The organism is Chlorobium sp. (assembly GCF_036528655.1).
Classification (GTDB): domain Bacteria; phylum Bacteroidota; class Chlorobiia; order Chlorobiales; family Chlorobiaceae; genus Chlorobium.
On record NZ_JAIGND010000030.1, the window covers coordinates 185,511 to 210,335 of the forward strand.

25 protein-coding genes are annotated in these 24,825 nt (G+C 52.6%); 16 read left to right on the forward strand and 9 right to left on the reverse strand.

Annotation, left to right across the window (positions count from 1 at the left end):
* The first annotated feature begins 165 nt into the window (after nucleotides 1–165).
* Nucleotides 166–1,491, forward strand: a complete 1,326-nt coding sequence (locus K4305_RS08635; RefSeq protein ID WP_331562013.1) for an NAD(P)/FAD-dependent oxidoreductase — start codon at nucleotides 166–168, stop codon at nucleotides 1,489–1,491.
* 91 nt (nucleotides 1,492–1,582) lie between these two features.
* Here K4305_RS08635 and cimA read toward each other — a convergent pair whose 3' ends face one another.
* The 8 genes from cimA to ilvD are packed head-to-tail and all read right to left on the reverse strand — an operon-like array spanning nucleotide 1,583 to nucleotide 11,176.
* Nucleotides 1,583–3,193, reverse strand: a complete 1,611-nt coding sequence (cimA, locus tag K4305_RS08640) for a citramalate synthase (protein ID WP_331562014.1) — start codon at nucleotides 3,191–3,193, stop codon at nucleotides 1,583–1,585.
* Entirely contained in the window at nucleotides 3,186–3,764 is a 579-nt protein-coding gene (locus K4305_RS08645; RefSeq protein WP_331562015.1) for a LeuD/DmdB family oxidoreductase small subunit, read from the reverse strand. Before K4305_RS08645 ends, cimA begins: the two co-directional genes overlap by 8 nt.
* Before the next feature lie 40 nt (nucleotides 3,765–3,804).
* Nucleotides 3,805–5,100, reverse strand: a complete 1,296-nt coding sequence (locus tag K4305_RS08650; RefSeq protein WP_331562016.1) for a 3-isopropylmalate dehydratase large subunit — start codon at nucleotides 5,098–5,100, stop codon at nucleotides 3,805–3,807.
* A 51-nt stretch (nucleotides 5,101–5,151) separates the two neighbouring features.
* A complete protein-coding gene (gene leuB / locus K4305_RS08655) occupies nucleotides 5,152–6,207 on the reverse strand; it encodes a 3-isopropylmalate dehydrogenase (protein ID WP_331562017.1) in 1,056 nt (351 codons plus the stop codon).
* A gap of 17 nt (nucleotides 6,208–6,224) precedes the next feature.
* Entirely contained in the window at nucleotides 6,225–7,217 is a 993-nt protein-coding gene (gene ilvC, locus K4305_RS08660; protein ID WP_331562018.1) for a ketol-acid reductoisomerase, read from the reverse strand.
* A 42-nt stretch (nucleotides 7,218–7,259) separates the two neighbouring features.
* A complete protein-coding gene (ilvN, locus tag K4305_RS08665; protein ID WP_331562019.1) occupies nucleotides 7,260–7,739 on the reverse strand; it encodes an acetolactate synthase small subunit in 480 nt (159 codons plus the stop codon).
* Between the two features lie 8 nt (nucleotides 7,740–7,747).
* Nucleotides 7,748–9,469 (reverse strand): biosynthetic-type acetolactate synthase large subunit, encoded by a 1,722-nt coding sequence (gene ilvB, locus K4305_RS08670; protein ID WP_331562020.1) that lies wholly within the window; start codon nucleotides 9,467–9,469, stop codon nucleotides 7,748–7,750.
* A gap of 9 nt (nucleotides 9,470–9,478) precedes the next feature.
* The gene (gene ilvD / locus K4305_RS08675) at nucleotides 9,479–11,176 is read right to left on the reverse strand and encodes a dihydroxy-acid dehydratase (protein ID WP_331562021.1); all 1,698 of its coding nucleotides are present in this window, start codon (nucleotides 11,174–11,176) and stop codon (nucleotides 9,479–9,481) included.
* Between the two features lie 511 nt (nucleotides 11,177–11,687).
* Between ilvD and K4305_RS08680 the strand changes: the two genes are divergently transcribed.
* The 15 genes from K4305_RS08680 to K4305_RS08750 all read left to right on the forward strand — a co-directional run bounded on the left by K4305_RS08680 (nucleotide 11,688) and on the right by K4305_RS08750 (nucleotide 24,092).
* Nucleotides 11,688–13,265, forward strand: a complete 1,578-nt coding sequence (locus K4305_RS08680) for a DUF92 domain-containing protein (RefSeq protein ID WP_331562022.1) — start codon at nucleotides 11,688–11,690, stop codon at nucleotides 13,263–13,265.
* 22 nt (nucleotides 13,266–13,287) lie between these two features.
* Nucleotides 13,288–13,965, forward strand: coding sequence for a protein TolQ (gene tolQ / locus K4305_RS08685; RefSeq protein WP_331562023.1), 678 nt, complete (start codon nucleotides 13,288–13,290; stop codon nucleotides 13,963–13,965).
* Nucleotides 13,962–14,384, forward strand: coding sequence for a protein TolR (gene tolR / locus K4305_RS08690; protein WP_331562024.1), 423 nt, complete (start codon nucleotides 13,962–13,964; stop codon nucleotides 14,382–14,384). Before tolQ ends, tolR begins: the two co-directional genes overlap by 4 nt.
* Nucleotides 14,385–14,393: 9 nt before the next feature.
* Complete coding sequence (locus tag K4305_RS08695) at nucleotides 14,394–15,281, forward strand: cell envelope integrity protein TolA (RefSeq protein ID WP_331562025.1); 888 nt, start codon at nucleotides 14,394–14,396, stop codon at nucleotides 15,279–15,281.
* Between the two features lie 200 nt (nucleotides 15,282–15,481).
* A complete protein-coding gene (gene tolB / locus K4305_RS08700) occupies nucleotides 15,482–16,810 on the forward strand; it encodes a Tol-Pal system beta propeller repeat protein TolB (RefSeq protein ID WP_331562026.1) in 1,329 nt (442 codons plus the stop codon).
* 36 nt (nucleotides 16,811–16,846) lie between these two features.
* The gene (pal, locus tag K4305_RS08705; RefSeq protein WP_331562027.1) at nucleotides 16,847–17,305 is read left to right on the forward strand and encodes a peptidoglycan-associated lipoprotein Pal; all 459 of its coding nucleotides are present in this window, start codon (nucleotides 16,847–16,849) and stop codon (nucleotides 17,303–17,305) included.
* 79 nt (nucleotides 17,306–17,384) lie between these two features.
* Nucleotides 17,385–17,894: a peptidoglycan-associated lipoprotein Pal gene (gene pal / locus K4305_RS08710; protein ID WP_331562028.1), complete on the forward strand. Its 510-nt coding sequence runs from the start codon at nucleotides 17,385–17,387 to the stop codon at nucleotides 17,892–17,894.
* Between the two features lie 66 nt (nucleotides 17,895–17,960).
* Nucleotides 17,961–18,713 carry a tol-pal system protein YbgF gene (gene ybgF, locus K4305_RS08715; RefSeq protein WP_331562029.1) on the forward strand — a complete coding sequence of 251 codons (753 nt, stop codon included), beginning with the start codon at nucleotides 17,961–17,963 and terminating at the stop codon, nucleotides 18,711–18,713.
* Between the two features lie 176 nt (nucleotides 18,714–18,889).
* Entirely contained in the window at nucleotides 18,890–19,885 is a 996-nt protein-coding gene (locus K4305_RS08720) for an LbtU family siderophore porin (protein WP_331562030.1), read from the forward strand.
* 20 nt (nucleotides 19,886–19,905) lie between these two features.
* On the forward strand, nucleotides 19,906–20,205 hold the full coding sequence (locus tag K4305_RS08725; protein ID WP_331562217.1) for a FeoA family protein: 300 nt from the start codon (nucleotides 19,906–19,908) through the stop codon (nucleotides 20,203–20,205).
* Nucleotides 20,205–20,432: a FeoA family protein gene (locus K4305_RS08730; RefSeq protein WP_331562218.1), complete on the forward strand. Its 228-nt coding sequence runs from the start codon at nucleotides 20,205–20,207 to the stop codon at nucleotides 20,430–20,432. Before K4305_RS08725 ends, K4305_RS08730 begins: the two co-directional genes overlap by 1 nt.
* A gap of 2 nt (nucleotides 20,433–20,434) precedes the next feature.
* Nucleotides 20,435–22,795, forward strand: a complete 2,361-nt coding sequence (gene feoB, locus K4305_RS08735; RefSeq protein WP_442880457.1) for a Fe(2+) transporter permease subunit FeoB — start codon at nucleotides 20,435–20,437, stop codon at nucleotides 22,793–22,795.
* Between the two features lie 79 nt (nucleotides 22,796–22,874).
* Nucleotides 22,875–23,099: a FeoC-like transcriptional regulator gene (locus K4305_RS08740; protein ID WP_331562032.1), complete on the forward strand. Its 225-nt coding sequence runs from the start codon at nucleotides 22,875–22,877 to the stop codon at nucleotides 23,097–23,099.
* A 149-nt stretch (nucleotides 23,100–23,248) separates the two neighbouring features.
* A complete protein-coding gene (locus K4305_RS08745; protein WP_331562033.1) occupies nucleotides 23,249–23,527 on the forward strand; it encodes a hypothetical protein in 279 nt (92 codons plus the stop codon).
* Nucleotides 23,528–23,585: 58 nt separating this feature from the next.
* Nucleotides 23,586–24,092: a flavodoxin gene (locus tag K4305_RS08750; RefSeq protein WP_331562034.1), complete on the forward strand. Its 507-nt coding sequence runs from the start codon at nucleotides 23,586–23,588 to the stop codon at nucleotides 24,090–24,092.
* A 95-nt stretch (nucleotides 24,093–24,187) separates the two neighbouring features.
* Here the strand turns inward: K4305_RS08750 and pscD are convergent, their stop codons facing one another.
* Complete coding sequence (pscD, locus tag K4305_RS08755) at nucleotides 24,188–24,622, reverse strand: photosystem P840 reaction center protein PscD (protein ID WP_331562035.1); 435 nt, start codon at nucleotides 24,620–24,622, stop codon at nucleotides 24,188–24,190.
* Nucleotides 24,623–24,825 lie beyond the last annotated feature (203 nt).

Consider the following 24,825-nt stretch of genomic DNA (forward strand, 5'->3'; position numbering starts at 1 on the left):
TGTCTGAAGGCGGTTGACGGGCTGCCGGAAAACACCTGTAATCCTGTAAGATTAAAAATTTCAGGAGAATCTGCCTGATGCGCACAAATAATTAGGCGTTTTATTGTTTTTCTTTAAATTAACTGTATGGTTATATGGTATTGTTTAATTTCAGCGGATTCAGCCATGAAGCATGTCGTCGTTGTCGGAGGTGGATTTGCCGGCCTGAATGTCGTTAAAGAGCTCGGCAACAAGCGGAATGTAAAGGTCACGCTTATCGATAAAAATAATTTTCATCTGTTTCAACCTTTGCTCTATCAGGTTGCGATGGCTGCACTCAATGCAGGAGAAATCGCCTACCCTTTACGAATGATGCTTGCCCGTTACCGGAATGTAACCGTCTATAAAGGGGTTGTTGAGCGGATCGATCCGGATGAAAAAAAAGTTTACACTGATTTCGGCTCGTTGGATTACGATTACCTCGTTCTGGCGTGCGGCGCGAAGCACCACTACTTCGGTCATAACGGATGGGAGGAACATGCCCCCGGACTGAAGACCATCGCGCAGGCTTCCGAAATCCGCAGACGCGTCATGGATGCCTATGAAAAGGCCGAACGGACGCAGGACAGTGCGGAAAAGCGACGGATGCTGACTTTCGTTGTTGTCGGCGGCGGTCCGACCGGGGTAGAGCTTGCCGGTTCAATTGGCGAGATGAGCCGGTATTACCTTTCAAAATACTACAGGAATATCGATCCGAAGCTTACAAGGATATTTATCGTTCACTCTGCTCCACGTATTCTGCAGACCTTTTCGCCGGAACTTTCCGGGCGAGCTACCCGCGAACTCGAGAAGCTTGGCGTTCAGGTCTGGACATGCAGCCTTGTTAACGGGATCGATGAATATGGCGTGCAGGTAGGCAACGAGCGGATAGAGGCCGGTACGGTGCTCTGGGCTGCCGGCGTGAAAGCGAGCCGCCTGCCTGGCGGCAGCGTATTCGAAACCGACAGCGGCGGCAGGGTATATGTTACCGATGAGTTAAGTTTGCCGGGATATCCGGATGTGTTTGCCGGAGGAGATCAGGCGTGCTTTTCTCTTGAGGACGGAACGTCTCTTCCTGGAATGGCCTCTGTTGCCCTGCAGCAGGGGCGTGCTATCGGGCGTAATATTCTGCTTTCGGCAGAAGGGAAGAAGCGCAGGGCTTTCCGCTACAAGGACAAGGGGCAGATGGCTACCATAGGCAGGAAGATGGCGATCGCCGAAAAGGGCAATGTGAAGCTGTACGGCCTGTTAGCGTGGATCATCTGGATCGGAGTGCATGTCTACTACCTCAGCGGAGTCAGACATCGCTTTTTTGTTCTGATGCAGTGGGCGTGGTCATTTTTTACGTTCGGACATGAAGCGCGCATCGTCAACAAGGAGTGGCGTTTTTATCCCGATCTGCCCGAGCGCGCCGAACCTGCCGAGCCGACAGTGCTGCACACCCATCCCGGATGCAGTTATGTTTCCGGTTGATTGTTCTCGTCTGCTGATGGTGAAAGTCGAATGACTTGCCGGGGTTGTCAGTCATGAACGGTGCATCCGATCATGACTGACCATACGATGATCAGTTCGAAAGAGCTGATTCCCTGCCCGGTACGACGGCTTTTACCGTGAAGAGATGGTAGTTCATGCTGTCGCAGAGCGCCTGCAGGCTGGCTTCGATGATGTTGGTGGATACACCGACCGTTCCCCAGATCGTTTTACCGTTGCCGGTTTCGATCAGTACCCGCACTTTTGCGCTCGTACCGCGTTTTTCTTCCAGTACGCGAACTTTGTAATCTACCAGCTTGATGGTTCGGATCTGCGGATAAAAACGGCTGAGCGCCTTGCGAAGGGCCTTGTCAAGTGCGTTTACCGGTCCGTCGCCATCTGCCGCCACAAGTTCGGTTTCGTCGCCGACGGCAACTTTCAGCACCGCCTGGTCGACATTTTTCATGTCCTTGCGTGACTCTATCGATATTTTTGTTTCAAGCACATCGAAGAATGGCTTGAAGTTGCCGAGTTCACGGTGCAGGATGAGTTCGAACGACGCTTCGGCCCCATCGAACTGGTAACCCTTGTGTTCGAGCTCCTTGACGTGGTGTACGAGGGTTTTCAGGAGTTCTCCTTTTTCCGGCAGTTCCACTCCGAGCTCTCTGGCCTTGTAACGGATGTTGCTCTGGCCAGCAAGTTCAGAAACGAGCACGCGCTGACGGTTTCCTACCAGCATCGGGTCGATATGCTCGTAAAGCGAACTCTCTTTCATGACCGCGCTGACGTGGATCCCTCCTTTGTGCGCGAAAGCCGAGCGGCCTACGAAAGGAGCTTTTCCGTCCGGCGGAAGATTGAGGATTTCGTAAACGAACTTCGACAGCGAGGTGAGCTGCGTTAGATGTTCCACGAAGGTGAAACTCCGCTGCAGTTTGAGCATGACGTTGGCAATGATGCTGATGAGGTTCGCGTTGCCGCACCGTTCGCCGATACCGTTGATGGTGCCGTGGATATGGGTCGCTCCGGCCAGTATTGCGGCAAGGGAGTTCGCTACGGCAAGGTCGCCGTCGTTGTGGCTGTGTATACCTACCGGCAGGCCTGTCTGCTCGAGAACGGTACGCACGATGGCGGTGATTTCGTCGGGCAGCGATCCGCCGTTCGTGTCACACAGTACCAGGCGCGATGCTCCTGCTTCGGCTGCCGAACGCAGCATTCTGAGGGCGAATTCCCCGTTATCCTTGTAGCCGTCGAAAAAATGCTCGGCATCGAAGAATACCTCCCGGCCTTCTGCTCGCAGTAATGAAACCGAACGATAGATCAGTTCGGCATTTTCATCCTCGGATATGCCGAGTCCTTTTTTTGTGTGGGCCTGCCAGGTTTTGCCGAAAATGGTTATGACCGGCGTTTCTGACTGCAGAAGGCCAAGGAGGTTCGGGTCGTTGTCGATGTTTTGCAGAGAACGGGCCGTAGATCCGAAGGCGCAGAGTTTCGAATGCGCAAGATTGAGCGTACGGGCCTTCAGGAAATATTCTTCGTCCTTGGGATTGCTGCTGGGCCACCCTCCTTCGATGAAGTCCATGCCGAACTCGTCGAGTTTTTCGGTAATGAGCAGCTTGTCCTGCACGGAGAGATTGATGTGCTCGCCCTGCGTGCCGTCACGCAGGGTGGTATCGTAGAGTTCTATTGCCTTCGGCGTTTCATTCATGTGGTTCAGTTCCGGCCATTAAATTCTCCTGACGCGCGTATGCGAATATCCCTCCGGCCCTGACAATGTTGAAAACGTCGCCGAGAGGGTTAAGCTGCCAGGTCACTCCTGTCGTCAGATTGGTTACAGTGTTCGCTTCTATGTCGATTTTCAGTTCATCGCCTGTTCTGACCGCTTCAGTCAGCGTATCAGCAGTCTCGTAAGGTATAACGAATCCTCCGTCCACACAGTTGCGGTAGAAGATTCTTGCGTACGATTCCGCGATAATGGCTTTCGCTCCTGCGACCTGCAGCGAGAACGGGGCATGTTCGCGCGACGAACCGCAGCCGAAGTTCGGACCGGCTACTATGATGGTGAATTCCGACCGGAAACTGCCTTCGTTGACGAACGGGATATTTCCCTGCGGCAGACCGCCCTGCTCGGGAGGGACGCCGGAGAGGGCATATTTGCCGTACAGCTTCACCTCTTCCGGATCGGAGAGGCTGTATACAAGATGTTCGGCCGGTATGATCTGGTCGGTATCGATATTCCTGCCTAATACGTAGGCTTTTCCCTGAATGATTGTTTCCATGTATCTTGTTCCTTGGCGTTTCGTTGCTGTCTCTTGCCGGTCAGAGGAAATCCCTCGGATCGGTAAGTTTTCCGGTAACGGCCGATGCCGCCGCAGTCAGAGGCGAGGCAAGATAGACTCCGGCTTTCTTGCTTCCCATGCGCCCGGGGAAGTTGCGGTTCGTGGTCGAGACCACGACGTCGAAATCCACCGATCGTCCTACCGTATCTGCAGGGCCGCCGAGGCAGGCTGCACAGGAAGGCAGGGCGATGCTGCAGCCTGCATCCTCGAAAATCTTTTTCAGCGTTACGCCTTCATATGTTTCGATTTCGAGATCACGAGCAACTTTCACGGTTGCCGGTACAATATTGGTCGGTACCGCGGCCTGTCTGCCTTTGAGTATCTTTGCTGCGAGCATGAAATCGGTAAGTTTTCCGCCTGTGCAGGATCCGATATACGATTTGGTGATCTTCGTCCCCTGAACGCTTCTTACCGTGGCACGGTTATCCGGGCTGTGCGGCTGTGCTACGACCGGTTCCATCTCTTTTACGTTGTAGCGGCGGATGCTGTGGTATGGGGCGTCCGGGTCGCTATGGAATATTTCGTAAGGTTTGCTGCTGTGAGCTTTCACATAAGCTTCGGTTACGGCATCGGCGGCGATGATGCCGTTCATGCCGCCGGCTTCTATAGCCATGTTGGTGAGCGTCATGCGCTCTTCGACAGGCAGCGAGTAAACCGCTTCGCCGTCGAACTCCATAGCCCGGTATGTCGCTCCATCGGTACCGATGTCGCCGAGAATCTGCAGGATGAGGTCCTTCGCAGAGAGGTATTCCGGCATCTCGCCCTCGAAGGTGAACTTCATGGATTCCGGCACCTTTTCCCAGAGCTTGCCTGTGCCGAGGATGAATGCCGCATCGGTGTTGCCGATACCGGTGCCGAACATGCCGAAAGCTCCGGATGTGCAGGTGTGCGAGTCGGTTCCGAAAAGCACGGTGCCGGGAATATTGAAGCCCTCTTCGGCAAGAGCCACGTGGCAGACCCCTTTGTAACGGTCGGTGCCTACATCGTAGTAGTTGGGGAGTCCCTGCTGGGCCGCGAACTGACGAAGCAGATCGATATTGCGGTGCGCGTGCTCGTTGGCGGTAAAGATGTAGTGATCGGGCAGGACGACCACTTTTTCCGGATCCCATACTTTGGCGTCGGGACCGAACTCCTGTCTGAAAATATCGAATGTCGGCGGCCCGCAGACGTCATGGGTGAGCAGGATATCGACATTGAGCCATACGTTTTCGCCGGCATCGACGAATTTACGGTTTGCGGCCCGGGAAAGGATTTTCTGGGTTATGGTTTGTGCCATGGTATCGTTAACCCTCTGTTCTCGTTATTGTTGGGTTGTATGTGTGTTTCGTCAGCCGAGATTTTTTACGATGGATGCGGTCATCTCAGTTGTCGAAACCGGTTTCTGGCCGGCGGCGGCGATGTCGGCGGTCCGCAGTCCTTCGGCAAGAGACGCTTCAATGGCTCTGTAGATTTCGTCGGCGACGTCCGGCATGCAGAAGCTGTGTTCGAACATCATGGCAACCGATGCGATCGTGGCTATCGGGTTTGCCTTGTTCTGACCGGCGATATCCGGCGCGCTTCCGTGGATCGGCTCATACAGAGCGTGGCTCTTGCCGATGCTTGCCGAAGGCAGCATGCCGAGACTTCCGGTGATCATGCCGGCGATATCGCTGAGGATGTCTCCGAACAGGTTGCCGGTTACGATGACGTCGAACTGTTTCGGGTTACGCACGATCTGCATTGCGGCGTTATCGACATACATGTCGGCAAGCTCTATATCGGGGAAATCCCTATGGACTTCATGCACCACGTTTCTCCAGAGCTGCGAAACTTCGAGCACATTGGCCTTGTCTATAGAGGTTACTTTTCCGCCGCGTTTCCGGGCGGCTTCGAACGCAAGGCGGGCGATACGTTCGACTTCGTAGCGTTCGTAAACCATGGTGTTCCATCCCTTGTTCTCGTCATAGCCCCTCGGCTGACCGAAATATATACCGCCGGTGAGCTCCCTGAAGACGATGAAGTCGGTTCCTCCTACAATATCGGCCTTGAGAGAGGATGCCTCGACAAGCGCGTCGTAGACCTTAGCCGGTCTCAGGTTTGCGAAAAGGCCGAGTTCCTTGCGGATTTTCAGCAGCGCGGCTTCGGGTTTGTGTTCGTGCGGCAGGTTTTCCCACCTGGGGCCGCCGACCGCTCCGAGAAGCACGGCGTCGCAGTTTCTGCAGGCTTCGAGAGTTGCGTCCGTCAGCATTTCGCCGTGCAGGTCGTAAGAAGCTCCTCCGAAAGGGTATTCTTCTATGCCGAGGGTAAAGCCGTGTTTCTCCGCGAGCCTGTTCATGACGGCTACAGCTCCGGATACAACTTCCGGGCCGATGCCGTCACCCGGTATGGATACTATTTTATACATGCTGTTTTCCTGCTGCGTTATTTCCTGATCAGCCAGCTCATCATGTCGCGAAGTTTCGCGCCGACTTTTTCGATGGCGTGGCCGCTGTTTTCCGCCCTGAGTCTCCGGAGGTTTTTGTAGCCGCCGTTGCACTCGTCGATGAACTCTTTGGCAAAACGTCCGTCCTGCACCTCTTCGAGAATCTTTTTCATCTCGGCTTTCACTGCAGGCGTGATGAGGCGCGGACCGCGGGTCATGCCGCCGTACTCTGCGGTATCGCTGACCGAGAAGTTCATCCTCGAAAGGCCGCCTTCATAATAGAGATCGACGATAAGTTTCAGTTCGTGCATGCACTCGAAATAGGCCAGCTCTTCCGGGTATCCGGCTTCGACAAGGGTTTCGAATCCTGCCTTGATGAGTTCCGCCGAACCGCCGCAAAGCACGGCCTGTTCGCCGAAGAGGTCGGTTTCGGTTTCGTTTTTGAACGTGGTTTCGATGACGCCGGCTTTAGTGCCGCCGATGCCTTTTGCCCAGGCAAGGGCGATCTGGCGCGCTTCGCCTGTGGCATCGTGATGCACGGCGATGAGGCACGGTACGCCGTTACCCTCGGTATAGGTGCGACGAACAAGGTGGCCGGGGCTTTTCGGTGCGATCATGATGACATTTATCGACGCATCAGGCACGATCTGATTGTAATGGATATTGAATCCGTGGGCAAAGGCCAGGGTATTGCCCGGCTGCAGGTTCGGCGCGATTTCGCTTTCATAGATCGCTTTCTGGTACTGATCGGGCAGGAGCACCATGACGATATCTGCCCATTTCACGGCATCGGCCACGGTGTTGACCTGCAGGCCTGCTTCGCGGGCACGGTCGCAGGATGAACTGTCGGGGCGGAGACCCACGCAGACATTCATTCCGCTCTCCTTGAGATTCAGGGCGTGCGCATGGCCCTGGCTGCCGTAACCGAGTATGGCGATATTTTTTCCCTGCAGATAACCGAGATCGGCATCCTGCTCATAATAAGCGTTCATTCTTCTGATATGTTTGAATTTTGTGTATGTAATAAAAATTGTTCAGGATTCACCCCGGTGGATGGCTACAGCTCCGGAGCGGGCAAGCTCCTTTATGCCGTACGGCCTGAAAATATCAATGGTTGTATTGATCTTGTCCGGAGAACCGATGACCTCAATAGTAATGGATTTTTGTTTTATATCCACGACTTTTCCCTTAAAAACATTGATGAGACCGAAAATCTCATGCTGGGTGGCTCTGCTGAGTTTCAGGGTCATAAGCAGCAGTTCGCGCTCGACATGAGGCTGTTTCGTCAGGTCGGTTACCTTGATGGTATCGATCAGCCGGTTGAGTTGCTTGAGCACCTGGCTGATGATCTGGTCGTCACCTCTTGTGACGATGGTCATGCGTGAAATTTCGGTGTCTTCGGTTTCGCCTATGGAGATGCTTTCGAGGTTGAAGCCCCGGGCACTGAACATCGCGGCGACACGGTTCAGTGTGCCGAACTTGTTTTCGACCAGAACGGATATGATGTGTTTCATGGTGCGTTTCAAACCATTGTTTTCGGGTTCAGTCTCTTCAGCAGCATGTCGGAAATCGATCCGCCTGCCGGGACCATAGGGAATACCATATCTTTTTTGATGACCCTGAAATCGACCAGTATCGGGCCGTCGTTGTATGCGAGCGCTTCAGTGATGGCCAGCTTTGCCTCTTCCGGATTTTCTGCACGCATTGCCCGGCAGCCGAACGCTTCGGCAACTTTCACGAAATCCGGGTTACTTTCGGCGAGGTCGGTGAACGAGTACTTTTCCTGGTGGAAAAGTTCCTGCCACTGACGCACCATGCCGAGAAAGCTGTTGTTGATAAGGAAAATCTTGACCGGTATTCGGTAGTGTACGGCCGTCACCATCTCCTGCACGTTCATCATAAAACCTCCGTCGCCGCAGAAAAGCACGACGGGCCGGTCGGTCACTCCGAATGCCGCCCCGATTGCCGCCGGAAGTCCGTAGCCCATGGTGCCGAGGCCGCCGCTGGTGATGATCGATCGGGGTTTTCTGAACCTGTAGTACTGGGTCGTCCACATCTGGTGCTGTCCAACGTCGGTCGTCACAACGGCGTTTCCTTCCGTTTGACGGCTGACTTCGTCGATCACGTATTCGGTTTTCAGCGAATCGCTCTCGATCGTGTAGGTCAATGGACAATCGTCCTGCCAGACGCGGATCTGCGCGAGCCATCCGGAACGGTCTTCGGTGTGTTTCGGCATCTCACGGAGCAGTCCGGTGAGGAAATCCCTGGCGTCGCCGACCACGGGAAGGTCGACCTTGATGTTCTTGTCGACATTTGTCGGGTCGATATCGTTATGGATGATGTATGCCTGGGTGGCAAAGGTATCCGTTTTGCCTGTTACCCGGTCATCGAACCTCGCACCGACGGCTACGAGAAGGTCGCAGTTATTGACGGCCTGGTTCGCCCAGTAGGTGCCGTGCATGCCGAGCATGCCCATGGAGAGCGGATGGTCGCCGGGAAATGCACCAAGTCCCTGCAGCGTCATGGTGACCGGAATGTTCTGTTCGACGGCGAGCCGGCGAAGCTCTTCGGAAGCTTCGGACGAAATGACTCCTCCCCCGATGTAGAGCAGAGGTTTTTTTGCTTTTGCTATTTTGTGCGCGGCTTTCTCGATCTGGTTCTGATGACACCTGATGGTCGGTTTGAATCCTCTGATATCGACGCTTTCCGGCCATTCGAAAGCGCACTGGGCGTTCAGGACATCTTTCGGCATATCGACCAGAACCGGACCGGGTCTGCCGTTCGTGGCAAGGTAGAATGCCTTGCGGATGGTAGAGGCCAGCTCCCTGACGTCCTTGACCAGGAAGTTGTGCTTGGTGATAGGCCGGGTTATGCCGACGATATCGGCTTCCTGAAATGCGTCGTTGCCGATAAGGGAACTCGGTACCTGACCGGTGAAGACCACCATCGGAGAAGAGTCCATATAGGCGTTGGTTATTCCTGTGACGGTGTTGGTGGCTCCCGGTCCGGAGGTGACAAGCACGACGCCCGGTTTGCCGGTAGCCCTTGCATAGCCTTCGGCCATGTGCGTGGCTCCCTGTTCGTGACGGACAAGGATATGCCGGATATCCTTGATGTCGTAGAGCGTTTCGTAAACTTTCAGAAGCGCTCCGCCGGGGTAGCCGAAAATGTATTCGACCTTTTCACGTCTCAGACACTCGAAGAATATTTCGGAACCGTTCAGTTTCTGTCCTGGTGCATGCATGATCTGGTATTATTTGGTTTCGCAGAAAACAGGGCTTTTCATGATCGCTCCGGTGCTTGCCGATGTGACGAGCTGCGAGTAGCGGGCAAGGTACCCTTTTTTGATTTTCGGCTCGAACGGCGTGAGCGCCTTAAGCCGTTCCTGTACGGTGCTGTCGGGCAGGTCCATGCTGATCGATCGGTTCGGTATATCAATGGTGATCATGTCGCCGTTCCTCAGGGCGGCTATCGGTCCATTCTCTGCGGCTTCCGGAGAGACATGTCCGATGCAGGCCCCCCTCGACCCTCCGGAAAACCGTCCGTCGGTAATGAGCGCCACCGAACTGCCGAGTCCGCGCCCCATGATCGCGCTGGTGGGCGAGAGCATCTCGGGCATGCCGGGTCCGCCTTTCGGTCCTTCGTATCGGATGACCACGACATCACCTGCAACGATATCGCCCTCCATAATGCCTTTCAGCGCATCGTCCTGTGAATCATATACTCTGGCGGGGCCGGTATGACGCATCATTTCAGGGGCGACTGCGCCGGTTTTGATGACGGCGCCCTGCGGCGCGAGATTGCCGTACAGCACGGCAAGTCCTCCTGTTGCGGAATAAGGGTCCTCGACGCTCCGGATGACGTTCCGGTCGAGCACCCCGGCGTCGGCTATATTCTCACCGAGGGTTTTTCCCGTTACCGTCGGCACCGAGAGGTCAAGCAGACCCTCTATCGAGCTGAGCTCTTTCAGAATAGCCGAAACGCCTCCTGCGCGGTCGACGTCTTCGATGTGCACTTCCATGGTTGCCGGGCTCACCTTGCAGATGTAGGGTGTCCTTGCGGAAAGTCCGTTCAGTTCCGAAAAGTCGAAATCCAGTTCCGCTTCGTTGGCAATGGCCAGCGTGTGCAGGATCGTGTTGGTGCTTCCTCCCATTGCAAAATCGAGGGAAAAAGCGTTAAGCAGCGATTTTCGGGTGAGGATGTCTCTTGGCCTGACATTGCGGTCTACCAGGTCGATGATCCTGCGCGAAGCCTCCCTGACCAGTTCTCTGCGGCGCGGATCGTCAGCGAGTATCGTACCGTTTCCCGGAAGGGCCATGCCCAGGGCTTCGGAGAGGCAGTTCATTGAATTGGCCGTGAACATTCCGGAGCAGGAGCCGCATCCGGGGCATGCGCTGTCCTGGATTGTTTCAAGCTCGGATTCGGTTATCTCTCCGGTGCTGCACTGGCCGACCGCTTCGAATACCGAAATCAGGTCAACCGTTTTACCGGAAGGTGTATGGCCGGCTCTCATGGGGCCGCCGGAAACGAAGATTACCGGGATGTTGATGCGCAGAGCGGCCATCATCATGCCCGGCGTTATCTTGTCGCAGTTAGGTATGCAGACAAGCCCGTCGAGTCTGTGCGCTTCGGCTACGGTTTCGACGCTGTCGGCAATGATTTCACGGCTTGCGAGCGAGTATCGCATGCCGATATGGCCCATGGCGATGCCGTCGCAGACACCGATGGTGTTGAACTCGAATGGCACTCCGCCGGCCTTTCGAACTTCTTCCCTGGCGATTCTTCCCAGTTCCTGCAGATGCGCATGGCCGGGAATGAGCTCGTTGAACGAGTTGCAGATGCCGATGAACGGCTTTCTGAAATCGCTGTTGGATGCGATTGCTCCGGTAGCCTTGAGAAGGCTGCGGTGAGGCGCTTTTTCGAATCCTGTTTTTACCGTATCAGATCTCATGATGACAATGTTGACAATTAACAAGACAACCCCTGGGCCTGCCGTCCCCGAAGCCATCAGATTTGCTTATTGTCTGAGAAGGAAAAAATGGACTTGGGACCGGCTTTCTGTTCAGATTACAGAAATGATTACCTGTACGGGAAGTACAGATACCGACTTTCCGATCCTGGTGCTGAGGATGATGCGCATGCGAACCGCATTGACGCTGTTTTCCAGGGAACTTATGGATCCTGTATGTGCTGAGCGGCTATGTGTTCCTGTTCCTTGCATGTAACTCGGTCAATACAGGGTTTGTCGGTTGCGGTGCGCTTTATAAACGAACAAAATTTAAAAACAGGGCTTAATTTACATATTGGAGCCAATTAAAACAAACTGTAAAAAAAAGGATAAAAGCGCCTTCGGATTTTCTATTTATTTGTAGTTTTCTTAGTGTAAAAATGAACGAATGCACTTTTTGCGGTAATCGTTCCGGATCTGCTTTTTTCAGCAACGAAATCAAAGAATTGGTATTATGCTGCATCTTCAGCCGCCACAAGCCCAGGACCTTCCTGCTTTTTTTCTGACAATCACGCTTTCGCTCTTGTTCGTGATTCTGGGCGAACTGCTTGTCAGGAAGTTCAGCGTCAATGCTTTTGCCGTTCGCAAGATCATTCATCTCGGCATGGGTATTGTCGTGTTTTTCGTCCCGGACTATTTCGAATCGAATTTCTATCCTGTAGTCGCGGCGTTTCTGTTCGTCGTGTTCAACGGCTATAATACTCTGACGGGCCGGTTGCGAGCCCTGCATAAGGAAACCATAGAGCCCGAGGGGTCCAAAGGCGTCAATACCTACGGTTCGATGCTTTTTCCGCTTGCGTTTCTCATTCTCTCGCTGCTGCTGTGGGAATCCCACAAATGGATTCTGCAGACAGCAATGCTCGTTATGGGCGTGGGCGATTCGCTTGCCGCGATTGTCGGCAGCACCGCCGGCCGCCGTCATATAGAACATCTGACTAAAAGCCCGAAAACACTGGAAGGGTCATTCGTCATGTTCGGGATTTCCTTTATGCTCATTCTCTTGTGCCTCGGCTTTTTCCGGCCGGAAATTTCCGGCTCGATCGCTGACCGGCCATTGTGGATGATCGTGCTGTTCGCGCTTTTTCTCGCTCTTGTTGCAACGGCGGTCGAGGCGCTGCTCTCCTATGGGCTTGACAATCTTTTCATTCCTTTTTCCGTTGCCTATGCGCTGTACGTTCTCGATGTCAATCATACCGTTCTGCTTGAGAACTTTCTGCTCGGCGGTTTTTTTGCCCTGCTGCTTGCGCTTTTTTCCATCAGGGTGAAATTCCTCAACAACAGCGGTGCCGTCGCGACGTTTCTTCTCGGAACCACTATTTTCGGTATCGGCGGAATTACCTGGACGGTTCCTATGTTAACTTTTTATCTGCTATCTTCGGTACTTTCGAAACTTGGCAAGAAGCGTAAGGCGAAATTCGATCTTGTGTTTGAAAAGGGATCCCAGAGGGATGCAGGCCAGGTATATGCCAACGGCGGAATTGCATGGATTCTTATGGTGGTTTTTTCTCTTACCAATGATCCGGCCGTGTTTTTCGCATACCTGGGAACGCTGGCCGCAGTACAGGCGGATACCTGGGCGACCGAGATAGGAACCATGTGGCCAAACCCCAAGGCCTGGCTGATAACATCGCTCAGGGAGGTACCTGTTGGAACATCGGGTGGTGTATCGGTTCCTGGTACTTCCGGTGCTTTTATCGGCTCACTTTTCATATGTGCGAGCGCATTAATGGTTAATGCAGGATGGCTCTATCAGTTCGGTGTTGTGCAGTCGATGCTGCTTATCGGGGTTTCGGGGCTGGTCGCAAGCCTTGTGGACAGCTTTTTCGGAGCGACTGTTCAGGCGCAGTACTATGATCCGATACGTGAAAAGGTTACCGAACGGACACACAGCTTTGCTCCCGACGGAACACTTGTCGAGAACCGTCTGCTCAAGGGAGTTGCTTTTGTGAATAACGATATGGTCAATACGCTTTGCGCGGTATCCGGGTCGGCACTGGCATACATCGTTATCGGAAATCTCAATATCTTTTAATCATTTTTCTGTTTGTACCGTCATGAACGATTCTTCATCAGGGCTGTTCTCGCTGATATCTGATTCGGGACCGTTAGTCCTTTTTGTCCTCTTCCTGCTTCTCTCGTTTTCCGTGATTTCATGGGCAATAATAGCGTACAAGTTCAACACGGTAAGAAAATCCAAACAGGAATCCGACGAATTTCTTGAATGCTTTTTTGAAGTTTCCAGTATTGACCGGGTTTTTGCCGAGAGCGAAAAATACCGCAACGGTTCTCTTGCCCGGGTGTTCCGATCCGGTTATCTGGAATACCGGGCAGCCGGTAAGAGCGGCGAGACTTCAGTTTCAGCCGATCGCATAAGACGCGCGATCAAAAGAGAGGCTAATGCCGAAAGCAAGCGACTGTCTCGTCTGGTGCCTTTTCTGGCCACCGTCGGCAATACGGCCCCCTTTATCGGACTTTTCGGTACGGTTTGGGGTATCATGAACTCGTTTCATACGATCGGACTGACTCAGTCGGCATCTCTTGCCTCAGTTGCACCGGGTATTTCCGAAGCGCTCATTGCGACCGCTGCAGGACTGGCCGCAGCAATTCCTGCAGTCATGGGATATAACTATTTTATCCAGCAGATCGGTACTATCGAACGCGACCTCGATGACTTTTCCGGCGAATTCGCGGCAGCCTGCATGGAGCAAACCGATAACTCGCGGAACGCATGATGACTTCCGGAAAGAAAGGTCTGATGAGCGAGATAAACGTAACGCCGTTTGTCGATGTCATGCTTGTGCTGCTCATTATTTTCATGGTAACGGCCCCGATGATGACCCATGGAGTGAAAGTTGATACGCCGCAGACAACGCATGAAAACATGGATGTCGATGCAAAAGCGCTCATTATCAGTATAGACGGAAACCGTCAGGTTTTTATCAATCAGTACCAGCTCGATGCCTCGGAAGTCAGGGAGCGTCTTCCGGCAATACTCGACGTGCGTCAGACGGGAGAAGTTTTTCTTAAAGCCGACAAATCCCTGCCTTACGGCATTGTAATGGATGTCATGGCTCAGATAAGGGATGCCGGCATCGGGAAAATCGGCATGGTAACCGAACCATCTCCGGTTCGGACGGAACGGCAAAGGTAGTCCGGTACTATGAATCGACGTGAAGTCGCCATAGAGAGACAGCGGTTTTCGTTCTGGCTTGCCGCAGTGGCGGGCATGCACATCATGCTTCTTCTTTCGGCTTTTGCATGGCAGCATTTTGCCGGAAAGAAGGAACCGATCAGAAACGTTGTGAGTGTCAGCCTCGTAACGCTTCCGGGGTCAGGCGGTTCGCCCCTGCCCGCTGCGGTTCCCGGCGGGGCTCCGCAACCGGAAGGCGGGGAGCCGGCAGGCGCTTTTCCGGAATCGGAGCCGGAAGGGATCAGGCTTGAGGCAGCGCCCCCGGAACCGGAAAAACCGAAGGCGCCGGAAATGCCGGTCGGGAAACAGCCTGCCGCTGTGAGGAAAGAGATTCCTGAGTCTCCGAAAAAAACGGAGAATCTCGGAAAGGCGCTTGACAAGCTCAGACAGTCCGTCGAGAGCCGCAGCGCCGAACAGCAGAAACAAAAGAGTCTTGGCAACGCTCTGGAAAAGCTGCAGGAAAAGGTTGCCCGGCAGGGCGGGGCAGGAGGCAATGCCAATGGTGCCGGCGGGGGTGCCGGAAAGCCCGGCACCGGCTCCGGTGGACCCGGAGGCGGCGGCGGTGGCAAGGCTGATCCCTATACGGTAAGGGTGGCTGCGATAATCCAGAAGAACTGGGAGTTCTCTCAAATGCTGCAGAGCAATTACGGCATGGAGGTCTATGTGCATATTTTCGTGCTGCCTGACGGTACTATCAGGGATATCCGCTACGTTAAAAGTTCTCCGAGCGCATACCTGAACAATTCGGTGAAGAGGGCCCTTGAAAAATCGTCCCCGTTGCCGCCACTTCCCCGTGAAAACGGTACTGGCGGGAAGTCGATAGGCTTTGTTTTCACTCCGGAAGGGATCGATATGTAGCTTGTCGAGCCGTTTCGATTTGAAGTCAGTGTTTTCTGTGTATGGTTTTATCTTTATATTGTTACATATTTACGTGACGGGGGTTTGTCTTTTTTTATGCTCGGCCGTCAAGTTTTCCCCAACCGGTGGGTGATCGGGATGACACTTTGCAATGACAAGGATAATCGGTAGTATTGCTTATCAGGGATAAAAGTTTTTTTATGATCAGATTTGGAACAATGAACAGGTTGTCGAGAGTTATCATCTCAGCCGCGCTTCTGCTTCTTGCCGGCATATTTCTGAATCCTCCTGCTTCGATTGCCGTCGAACAGGGCGAATATATCGCTATACGCAAGCAGGGCACCGGAAAAATAGCCATTGTGCTTGACCGCACATCCGCAAAAGGGAAAACGGAATCCGCTTGGGCCCGGAGCCTCGATGCAATTGTTAAAGACGGACTGGTTTTTTCCGATCTTTTCTCGATTCTGCCACCACCTTCGAATATCAGGGCCGAAGGTAAGGATAAAGCTGTCAATTTCAGCGCTCTCAGTTCAGTGGGTTCCGAGGTCTATGCCGGCGGCAGCGTTTCAAAGAAAAGCGGCAAGGTGCATCTCGATATGGAAGTTTATGATACGTTCGGCTCAAAACTGCTTTTGAAGAAAAGCTATACGGGTTCGGAGGCGGAGCTTCGATCGATGGGTCACGCTTTCTGTGCAGATCTGATAGAGATGCTGACGGGCAATAAGTCGTATTTCGGAAGTAAAATCGTTTTTGTCTCAAGCATAACCGGAAACAAGGAGATTTACCAGTGTGATTTCGATGGTCAGGGGGTGCAGCAGCTGACCAATTTCCGTTCGATATCCCTTACTCCTGTTTTTTCACCTGATGGCCGCTATCTTGCTTACACATCATATACATCCGGGCGTCCCACCCTTTATGTGAAAAATCTTGCCGACAATACGATAGCATCGGTCGTCAAAAACGGCGTCAGCGTCGATCCCGGGTGGCGTAACGCGGCTGAGGTGGCAACGACCCTCTCGTTCGAAGGCGATCAGGAGATATACCTTGTCCGTCCGGACGGAAGCATTACAAGGCGCATCACCAACAGTCGGGGCATCGACGTATCTCCGACGTTTTCGCCGGACGGTACCCGTATGGCTTTCGTTTCGGCAAGAAACGGTCTGCCTCAGATTTTTATTCAGGATATGCAGACGGGTGCCGTCAAACGGCTCACATACAGCGGTCGATACAATACCCAGCCATCATGGTCGCCCGGCGGAGATAAAATTGCCTATACGACATGGGAAAAAAGCGGGGAAATCAATATATTTGTTATAAATGCCGATGGTTCCGGTTTGAAACGCCTTACCAGTGGCGCTCGTGAGAACGAATCGCCCTCCTGGTCTCCTGACGGCAGCATGATTGTCTTCACCTCAAATCGTCAGGGAGGCAAAAGATTATATGTAATGGGTTCGAATGGAGAAAACCAGAGGCGTTTATTACAGATGGAAGGCGAGCAGATGCAGCCTTCCTGGTCTTTGTTCCGTTAGTATATGTTTTTGTAATAACCTTAAAAAGGGGGAAACATGAGATCCGTAAAACCACTACTCAGAAGCATGTTCATTCCAGGCATGCTGCTTCTCGGTGCCTGCTGCTGCGAAAAAGACGTTGTAGTCGCACCACCTCCGCCGCCGCCTCCGCCGCCGCAGGTTGAGCTTGGAGATATTTTCTTCGATTTCGACAAGTCCGAGCTTCGTGCAGAGGCTGTACAGCAGCTGCAGAAGAACTTCGACTGGATGAAACAGAATCCCGCAGGTACTCTGATCATCGAAGGCCACTGCGATGAAAGAGGAACCAACGAATACAACATGGCTCTCGGCGAGCGCCGTGCCAATGCAGCCAAGGACTACATGATCAACATCGGTGCTGATCCCGCAAAAATGCAGACTGTCAGCTACGGTGAAGAGCGTCCGTTCGCTCTCGGTCATGACGAGGCGGCATGGCAGCAGAACAGAAGGGCTCATTTCGTCGGTCAGGGCCGTTAAGCAGACTGCTTGCTTTATATGAACACCGGGCAGGCAGTGATGTCTGCCCTTTTTTTTCACGATTTAATACCATGCTGCCATGAATACCAGAATCAGAGGATTGATTGTCGTCATGATGATAGCGAGTGCGGGTTGTTCGTCGAAGAACGTCGCGACCTCACCTGACGCAGGCACAGATGCATCGCAACTGCAGCAGGGCGGGATTGCTGGTTCAGGATCGCAGACCGGAAGGGGATATGGATTTGACGAGTATCAGACCGGCCCTATAGGGGATGTTTTTTTCGATTTCGACAGCTCGATGCTTGCTCAGGAAGCTCAGGACAGGCTTGCTCAGAACGCTGCATGGATGAAAAGCAATCCGGGCAGATCGGTGCTGATAGAAGGCCATTGTGACGACAGGGGAACATCGGAATACAATATTGCGTTGGGAGAAAGACGGGCGGTAACCGCCAAAGAGTATCTTGTAAGGCTTGGAGTATCCTCCTCGCGCCTTGAAGCAGTGACCTTTGGAGAGGAACGTCCTTTCGACAAGGGTCAGAACGAAGATGCCTGGGCGAAAAACAGAAGAGCCCATTTTGTTGTAAAATAAGATGACGATAAAGGATTTACCGGAAGACACCGGCAGTTGATAATGAATAAAACCAGGTCAGTGCTTATGCATATCAGGAGCGCGGTTGTGTTTTTATGCCCATTGCTTGTTCTTAACGCGTGTGCGTCCAAATCGGAACTTGTTGTTGTGGCAGATGACGTCAAGCGGCTTAAAACCGATACCGAAACCGTAAGAAGCCAGTCGGCGGCATCTTATTCAGATGTGCAGCTTGTTCGCGACGAGGTTGCGCAGCTTAAGGGCAATGTCGATGAGATGGCCTACAGGAACAAACAGACATTCGGGCGTCTCGGGCTTGAGGATTCTCTCATCGTCCATAAGCTCGATGCCATAGAGACAAGGCTTTCCAGGCTCGAGCAGCAGCTTGGTTCGGTCCCTTCGAAATCCGCATCCCAGGCTACCGCCGCTTCGGGCGTTTCTTCCGGGCCGGTCGCCCGGACAGCCGCTGCGCTGCTCGGAGAAGGAATTCAGAAACTTGAAAGCGGAAGTTATGCGTCGGCAAGGGAGAGTTTCGTTTCTCTTCTGCAGAGCCATCCTTCTTCCGATCTCGTGGACGACGCCCAATTCTATATTGCCGAAAGTTATTTTGCCGAAAAGTGGTATGAGAAAGCCGTGCTTGAATATCAGACGGTGATTGCCAGATATACGAAGAGCAACAAGCGGCCTTCGGCGCTCTATAAGCAGGCGCTCGCATTCGAACTTCTTGGCGATACGGTCAATGCGAAAGCAAGGTTCAGGGACGTGATGAACGTCTATCCTTCTTCTTCCGAAGCGGCACAGGCAAAAAAGAAGCTGCAGTAGCCTTCTGTCTTGCCTGCAGAGTATCGAAAAACCCGGATATACCGGGTTTTTCTTTTTTTATGGTTATATTTGTATTTAATCTAAATAACAATATATTTGTTGATTAATTAACGATTGCGCGTGTTTCGCTGAAAAGCGAAGCTTCTGATTTACTAATTATCAACAGCATTTCTCTCATGAATACCATTACCAGATCAATTTCTCTCGCCTGTCTTGGAGTCTTTCTTGCGGCCCCTTCTTTTGCCGCCGAAAACGAGCCGGATAAGAAAGGGTTTGTAAAGGGTTTGAGTTTTTCCGGACTTGTCGAAGTCGAAGCCGCTTATAACAGCGAAGAAGAGGCGACAGACCTGAGTCTGGCAACATTCGAACTGGGTATCGAAGCACAGCTTACCGACTGGCTCAGCGCACATGCTTTGCTGCTGTACGAGGAAGATGGCGATGACGAGCTGATTGTGGATGAGGCCTATATACGGATGAAAAAGGGGGATTCGCCGATTTTTGCGGAAGCCGGACGGATGACGCAGGCATTCGGCAATTTCGCGACAGGGATGATTTCAGATCCGCTGACGCTCGAACTCGGTGAAACAAAGCATCATGCGACCTTCAGAGTCGGTTACGAGGCTGATCCGGTAACGGCATCGATAGCGGTGCTCAAAGGCGACGTGCAGAAAACAGGAAAGGACGATATCAATACTATCGTTGCGTCAATAGGTGCTGCCGGTGAGGTGAACGGATCGTTCCGTTACGGTCTTGGTGCATCGTATATCAGCAATATCGGCGATACCGATGGCCTTCAGGAGTCCTGGGAGTCGTTGGGTGACGAAACAGCCGATTTTGTTGCGGGTTACAGTGTCTACGGCATTGCAGGATTCGGCGATTTCGAATTCCGCGCAGAGTATCTGTCTGCGGCAGAGAAGTTTTCGGATGGCTTGATGGATGGCTTGAGGCCAAAGACTTACAACTTTGAGGTTGGTTACGATTTTCCTCTTCCTCTGCATTTGGCGCTGCGCTATGCGGGAGCCGAGGATTTCGGGGTGGAAAAGCAGTATGGCGCCACGCTCGCTTATGATCTTGCAGAGTATGCCACGGTGGCGTTGGAGTATCTTCACCAGAAGAACGACGATCTGAAGAAGAGCGATATGGTGACGCTGCAGCTGGCAATGGGATTTTAATAAACCAGGAGGAGGTTTTGATGTGTCCTTTGGCGATGCTGGCAGGCGGCGAATCTGCTGAAATTGTTGGCATGAGGAATGGTTTTCGCCACCATGGCGGCGAGAGTGCACTCCATGAGGATTCAGGTTGTGCCTCCGGTCGCCATGGGGAGGGGCGGCGACGCTCGGCCCGTTTGTCCGAGATGGGGTTTTCCCCCGGTCAGATAGTAGAAGTTGTGCAGAACAGTCCGGGAGTGCCGCTGCTGTTAAAGGTGAGGGATGGAAAAATGGCGGTGGACAAGCGAATCGCAATGGAAATAATAGTAAGGAGAATATCGTGATGAATTTATCGGAACTGAAAAAAGGGCAGTCGGGCAGGGTGCTGAAGGTGGTTGCTTTGCCGGCTCTGCGTAAAAGGCTTCTTGATATGGGGGTGCTGGCAGGCGAGGTTATCCGGGTAGAGGGCGTCGCGCCATTAGGCGATCCTATGGAGGTGCAGGTAAGAAACTACAGGCTTACGCTGCGAAAACATGAGGTTGAAGGAATTCTTGTGGAGGAGGTGCGATGATGATGCAGGCTGAAGAAATGGTTGGCGCGGCCCTGAAGAAGAATGGCGTCAAGGTAAAAGGTTATGTCGTTGCGGTAGTGGGTAATCCCAATTGCGGAAAGACCACCCTGTTCAATGCGCTTACCGGTTTGACTCAGAGGGTCGGAAACTGGCCCGGCGTGACGGTAGACAGGAAGACCGGTTATTACACTCACAGGGGAACGCGATTCGAGCTGGTCGATCTGCCGGGTATATATTCTCTTTCTGCGCTATCTCAGGATGAAGAGATTGCCCGGGACTGTATTTTGTCCGGGGAAGCCGATCTGATCGTCAATATCGTCGATGCTTCGAATCCGGACAGAAACCTTTATCTGACGAGCCGCCTTCTTGAAATGCAGGTGCCAGTGGTGGTTGCGCTCAATATGGTCGATGTTGCTGCTGAAAAAGGGATAGAAACGGATGTTTCGGAGCTTTCAGAACGACTTGGAACGCGTGTCGTGCCGCTCGTCGCGTCCAGGGATGAGGGGATTGAGGAGTTGAAGGCGGCTATAGCGACAGGGGTTGTTGAAAAGCGTGTGGCAGGCAATCGTGTTGTATATCCGGAGCCGCTCGACAAGGCTATAAAGGAAATGTCGGAAGAGGTTTCTTCTGCTGCCGGAGTATTGAAATACGATCCTGCCTGGCTGTCGCTCAAGCTGCTGGAGGGCGACGAGCGACTTGAGGAAAAACTCGACGTTTCCGTGCGCGAACTTGCGGGGCGCCGTCGCGAAGCTGTAGCCGGGCAACTGGGGGACGATGCGGATATCGTCATTGCCGATACGCACTACCGTTTCATCGGCGATCTGACCGGAAGCGCCATCAAAAGAAGGATCGACAGATCGGCGACATTCAGCGACCGTATAGACCGGATCGTGCTTAACAGGTTTCTGGGCATTCCGGTTTTTCTTCTCGTGATGTACCTGATGTTTCTGTTCACCATCAATGTCGGCGGAGCTTTCATCGATTTCTTCGATATTGCTGCAGGAGCGCTTTTTGTTGATGGGTTCGGACTTATGCTTGCCTCACTTGGGTCTCCGGAGTGGCTGGTAACCATTCTTGCCGGCGGATTCGGCGGAGCGTTGCAGACCATGGCTACCTTTATTCCGCCCATCGGGTTCATGTTCATATTTCTCTCCATTCTTGAAGATTCCGGGTACATGGCAAGGGCCGCGTATGTCATGGATCGCGGCATGAGATCGATCGGTCTGCCCGGCAAGGCATTCATTCCTATGCTTGTAGGGTTCGGCTGCTCGGTGCCTGCTATCATGTCTGCGCGTACCATGAACGACGAACGCGACCGGATCATGACGGTCATGATGGTGCCCTTCATGTCCTGCGGCGCAAGGCTTCCGGTTTATGCGCTTTTCGCGGCGGCATTCTTTCCCGTTGGAGGACAGAACCTTGTTTTCCTGCTCTATCTTATGGGAATAGCCGTTGCCGTTCTGACGGGATTCATACTGAAAAATACCCTGCTCAGGGGCGACGTTTCTCCGTTTATCATGGAGATGCCGCCTTACCATATGCCGACATTGAAAGGTATCGTCTTCAGGGTATGGGAGCGGCTGAAGTCGTTTCTTTTCAAAGCAGGAAGGGTTCTTGTGCCGGTCATCATGGTGCTGAGTTTCATGAATTCTCTCGGTACCGACGGATCGTTCGGTAATGAGGATACCGAGCGTTCGGTGCTGTCGGTTACCGGTAAGGCTATAACGCCGGCATTCGCGCCATTCGGCGTTACAGAAGAGAACTGGCCTGCCGCTGTCGGTCTCTTTACCGGTATTTTCGCCAAGGAAGCGGTTGTCGGCACGCTCGACAATCTCTATGCGCAGATGTCGGAGACCGGGGAGAGCGATACGCAAGAAGCGGGAGCGTTCAGTCTCTTCGGTGCGATGTCGGAAGCTGTCGCTACGATTCCTGATAATCTTGGCGCAATAACGGAAACGCTGCTCGATCCGCTTGGTATTTCCATCGGCGATGTATCGGATAAGGAAGCCGCAGCCGAAGAGCAGGAGGTCAGTACGTCCATATTCGGTTCCATGATTTCGCTATTCGACGGAACGGCAGGGGCATTCGCCTATCTGGTCTTTATTCTGCTCTATTTTCCCTGTTCGGCCGCCATTGCAGCTGTCTATCGCGAAACCAACCTCGGCTGGACGCTTTTTGCAGGTGCATGGACGACTGGAATGGCATATTTCTTTGCCGTTATCGTTTATCAGGTTGCAACATTTACGGTTAATCCCGTTGCTTCGTCGGTATGGATCGCAGGCATGCTGCTTCTTTTCCTTGCAGCGACAGGTCTGATGTATCTGAAAGGTGGACGCGATAATGACCTGAAATCTTCTGTGTAAGCGGTTATGATTCTAACGGAATGCGGCGGTTTCTTCCGGGATGCCGCCTCTTCCATTCATTAAAACGACGGAGGCTTATATGACGCTGTCTGATATAAGGGGGTTTCTCCGGGAGAGGGGGCATGCCACTATCGGCGATATTGCAAGGCATTTCGGTTCCGATACTGTCATGGCAGAGACCATGATCGATGAGTGGATCAGAAAGGGAATGGTCGAGAAAAAAGCTGCGGATTCCTTTTCGCATGCCTGCTGCGGAAAATGCAGCGCTCATCGATCGGATATCTACCATTGGATTGGCGGATAGTTCGCTCTATAAATCGGCGGTACGGCACGTATGCCGTTTTTTTTGTGGCCTGAATCTTATATATAATGAGTCTTAATAAAATTATCTTGACAGAGGGAGGACGTATGAAATCGCATGAGCGAAAAAACAGAGGGTGTCATTCACGGTGCATGGTTCAGAAATGCTCCTGCGGAGCATTTCATCTGCACTATCGGTATGCAATGGTGGTTCTGCACAAGCAGTCGCTTTTCCGGATTATGGAAGAGTGCTACCGTTGGGAGGAGACCGGAGGAAACAGCGATGGAAAGAAATCGTCATCGCCGTTAATCATCATGCTCGGCATCGTTTCGCTGATCGTTCCTGAAGAAGATTTCCCGATGTTCAGCAAGGCCATTAACGATGCGGTTTCCGAGGAGCTCGGACTGCCTGCCCTTGTTGGACAGATTTGAGGTTTCGGTAGCGGTACAAAATATCTGCTTTTCAAGTAACATGAAACAAATCGACATCATGAAAAAAATCGGACTTTTCTGGGGTTCAGAGACCGGCAATACCGAACAGGCAGCAGGACTCATTGCAGAGGCCATCGGTTACGATTACGTTGACAGCTACAATATCAGGGATGTGTCTGGCGATACGCTTGCGGAATACGACGCCTTGATCATAGGGGCTTCGACATGGGGTGCCGGAGAGTTGCAGGATGACTGGTATAATTTCTACGGCAAGCTCGATTCGATCGATTTCGGCGGTAAAACCGTTGCGTTTTTCGGACTTGGCGATCAGTTGAGTTATGGCGATTATTATCTTGACGCCATGGGAATTCTTTATGAGAAATTTATCGAACGCGGCGCAAAGGTGACGGGAAGCTGGCCTGTCGATGGCTACGAATACTCCTCTTCCAAAGCCGTCGTGCATGGTTCCTTCGTAGGTCTTGCGCTTGACGCCGACAATCAGGATCACCTGACCCATTCAAGGGTTCAGACCTGGGTAGACCAGATAAAACCCGTGCTTTTCTGAACGTCGTCGTTCATTCTTCAGATCATTTATCTGAAAAAGAAAAAGCCATGTATTACAATGAATACATGGCTTTTTCAGCTGAAGAAAAATCCGGTTTACTTGAAGAATTCTTCGAGCGTATAGGTGCGCCGATCGATTTCCACGCACAGCTGCCTGTGAAGCGAATCGTAGAACACAGGAATATCCCGCATGGTCCATTTTACACCTCGCTTGTCGAAGTCGATGACATACCGGTTCTCATTGTCGAGCACCTTCCGGGCGAGATCGATTGCGATATCCGGCTGCGTGGTCAGCACAAAGAGCTCGATCTCCCCTGATATGATCTTGTCGATCATCTCTTTGGTCGGGGAGAGTTTCCTGCGTCCGGTAGCGGGCGAAATTTCGAGTTGAAGGCGATTGTTCCGGTCTCTCCTTGCTGAAGTTATAAAATACTTTTCCGCTTTATGAGCAGCGTTACCAGACCAGGGACCGGAAACTGATTTGCGTACCTGGTTATCTAAGGTGAATGGCCGGCTGAGCTGAGGTTGCATTGTTTGCGCATGATTTGGATTGGCAAATAATACACACAGCAGTGTGTACCTTCAACAACTTACAAGTTAGTAAAACATCGGCAAATAAAAAAGGATTCCGGCCGAATGCATTCAGAGAACAAGCTCCTGGCTCGCGGATGCTTTTACGAATCGTCGTTGATTTGTTACCTGACTATCCGAATGTGGATTTGAGAAAAAAGAAA

Coding starts and splice junctions, on each gene's coding strand:
- K4305_RS08635 (WP_331562013.1), top strand. CDS start 166: ATGAAGCATGTCGTCGTTGTCGGAGGTGGATTTGCCGGCCTGAATGTC.
- cimA (WP_331562014.1), bottom strand. CDS start 3,193: ATGAATGAAACGCCGAAGGCAATAGAACTCTACGATACCACCCTGCGT.
- K4305_RS08645 (WP_331562015.1), bottom strand. CDS start 3,764: ATGGAAACAATCATTCAGGGAAAAGCCTACGTATTAGGCAGGAATATC.
- K4305_RS08650 (WP_331562016.1), bottom strand. CDS start 5,100: ATGGCACAAACCATAACCCAGAAAATCCTTTCCCGGGCCGCAAACCGT.
- leuB (WP_331562017.1), bottom strand. CDS start 6,207: ATGTATAAAATAGTATCCATACCGGGTGACGGCATCGGCCCGGAAGTT.
- ilvC (WP_331562018.1), bottom strand. CDS start 7,217: ATGAACGCTTATTATGAGCAGGATGCCGATCTCGGTTATCTGCAGGGA.
- ilvN (WP_331562019.1), bottom strand. CDS start 7,739: ATGAAACACATCATATCCGTTCTGGTCGAAAACAAGTTCGGCACACTG.
- ilvB (WP_331562020.1), bottom strand. CDS start 9,469: ATGCATGCACCAGGACAGAAACTGAACGGTTCCGAAATATTCTTCGAG.
- ilvD (WP_331562021.1), bottom strand. CDS start 11,176: ATGAGATCTGATACGGTAAAAACAGGATTCGAAAAAGCGCCTCACCGC.
- K4305_RS08680 (WP_331562022.1), top strand. CDS start 11,688: ATGCTGCATCTTCAGCCGCCACAAGCCCAGGACCTTCCTGCTTTTTTT.
- tolQ (WP_331562023.1), top strand. CDS start 13,288: ATGAACGATTCTTCATCAGGGCTGTTCTCGCTGATATCTGATTCGGGA.
- tolR (WP_331562024.1), top strand. CDS start 13,962: ATGATGACTTCCGGAAAGAAAGGTCTGATGAGCGAGATAAACGTAACG.
- K4305_RS08695 (WP_331562025.1), top strand. CDS start 14,394: ATGAATCGACGTGAAGTCGCCATAGAGAGACAGCGGTTTTCGTTCTGG.
- tolB (WP_331562026.1), top strand. CDS start 15,482: ATGATCAGATTTGGAACAATGAACAGGTTGTCGAGAGTTATCATCTCA.
- pal (WP_331562027.1), top strand. CDS start 16,847: ATGAGATCCGTAAAACCACTACTCAGAAGCATGTTCATTCCAGGCATG.
- pal (WP_331562028.1), top strand. CDS start 17,385: ATGAATACCAGAATCAGAGGATTGATTGTCGTCATGATGATAGCGAGT.
- ybgF (WP_331562029.1), top strand. CDS start 17,961: ATGCATATCAGGAGCGCGGTTGTGTTTTTATGCCCATTGCTTGTTCTT.
- K4305_RS08720 (WP_331562030.1), top strand. CDS start 18,890: ATGAATACCATTACCAGATCAATTTCTCTCGCCTGTCTTGGAGTCTTT.
- K4305_RS08725 (WP_331562217.1), top strand. CDS start 19,906: ATGTGTCCTTTGGCGATGCTGGCAGGCGGCGAATCTGCTGAAATTGTT.
- K4305_RS08730 (WP_331562218.1), top strand. CDS start 20,205: ATGAATTTATCGGAACTGAAAAAAGGGCAGTCGGGCAGGGTGCTGAAG.
- feoB (WP_442880457.1), top strand. CDS start 20,435: ATGCAGGCTGAAGAAATGGTTGGCGCGGCCCTGAAGAAGAATGGCGTC.
- K4305_RS08740 (WP_331562032.1), top strand. CDS start 22,875: ATGACGCTGTCTGATATAAGGGGGTTTCTCCGGGAGAGGGGGCATGCC.
- K4305_RS08745 (WP_331562033.1), top strand. CDS start 23,249: ATGGTTCAGAAATGCTCCTGCGGAGCATTTCATCTGCACTATCGGTAT.
- K4305_RS08750 (WP_331562034.1), top strand. CDS start 23,586: ATGAAAAAAATCGGACTTTTCTGGGGTTCAGAGACCGGCAATACCGAA.
- pscD (WP_331562035.1), bottom strand. CDS start 24,622: ATGCAACCTCAGCTCAGCCGGCCATTCACCTTAGATAACCAGGTACGC.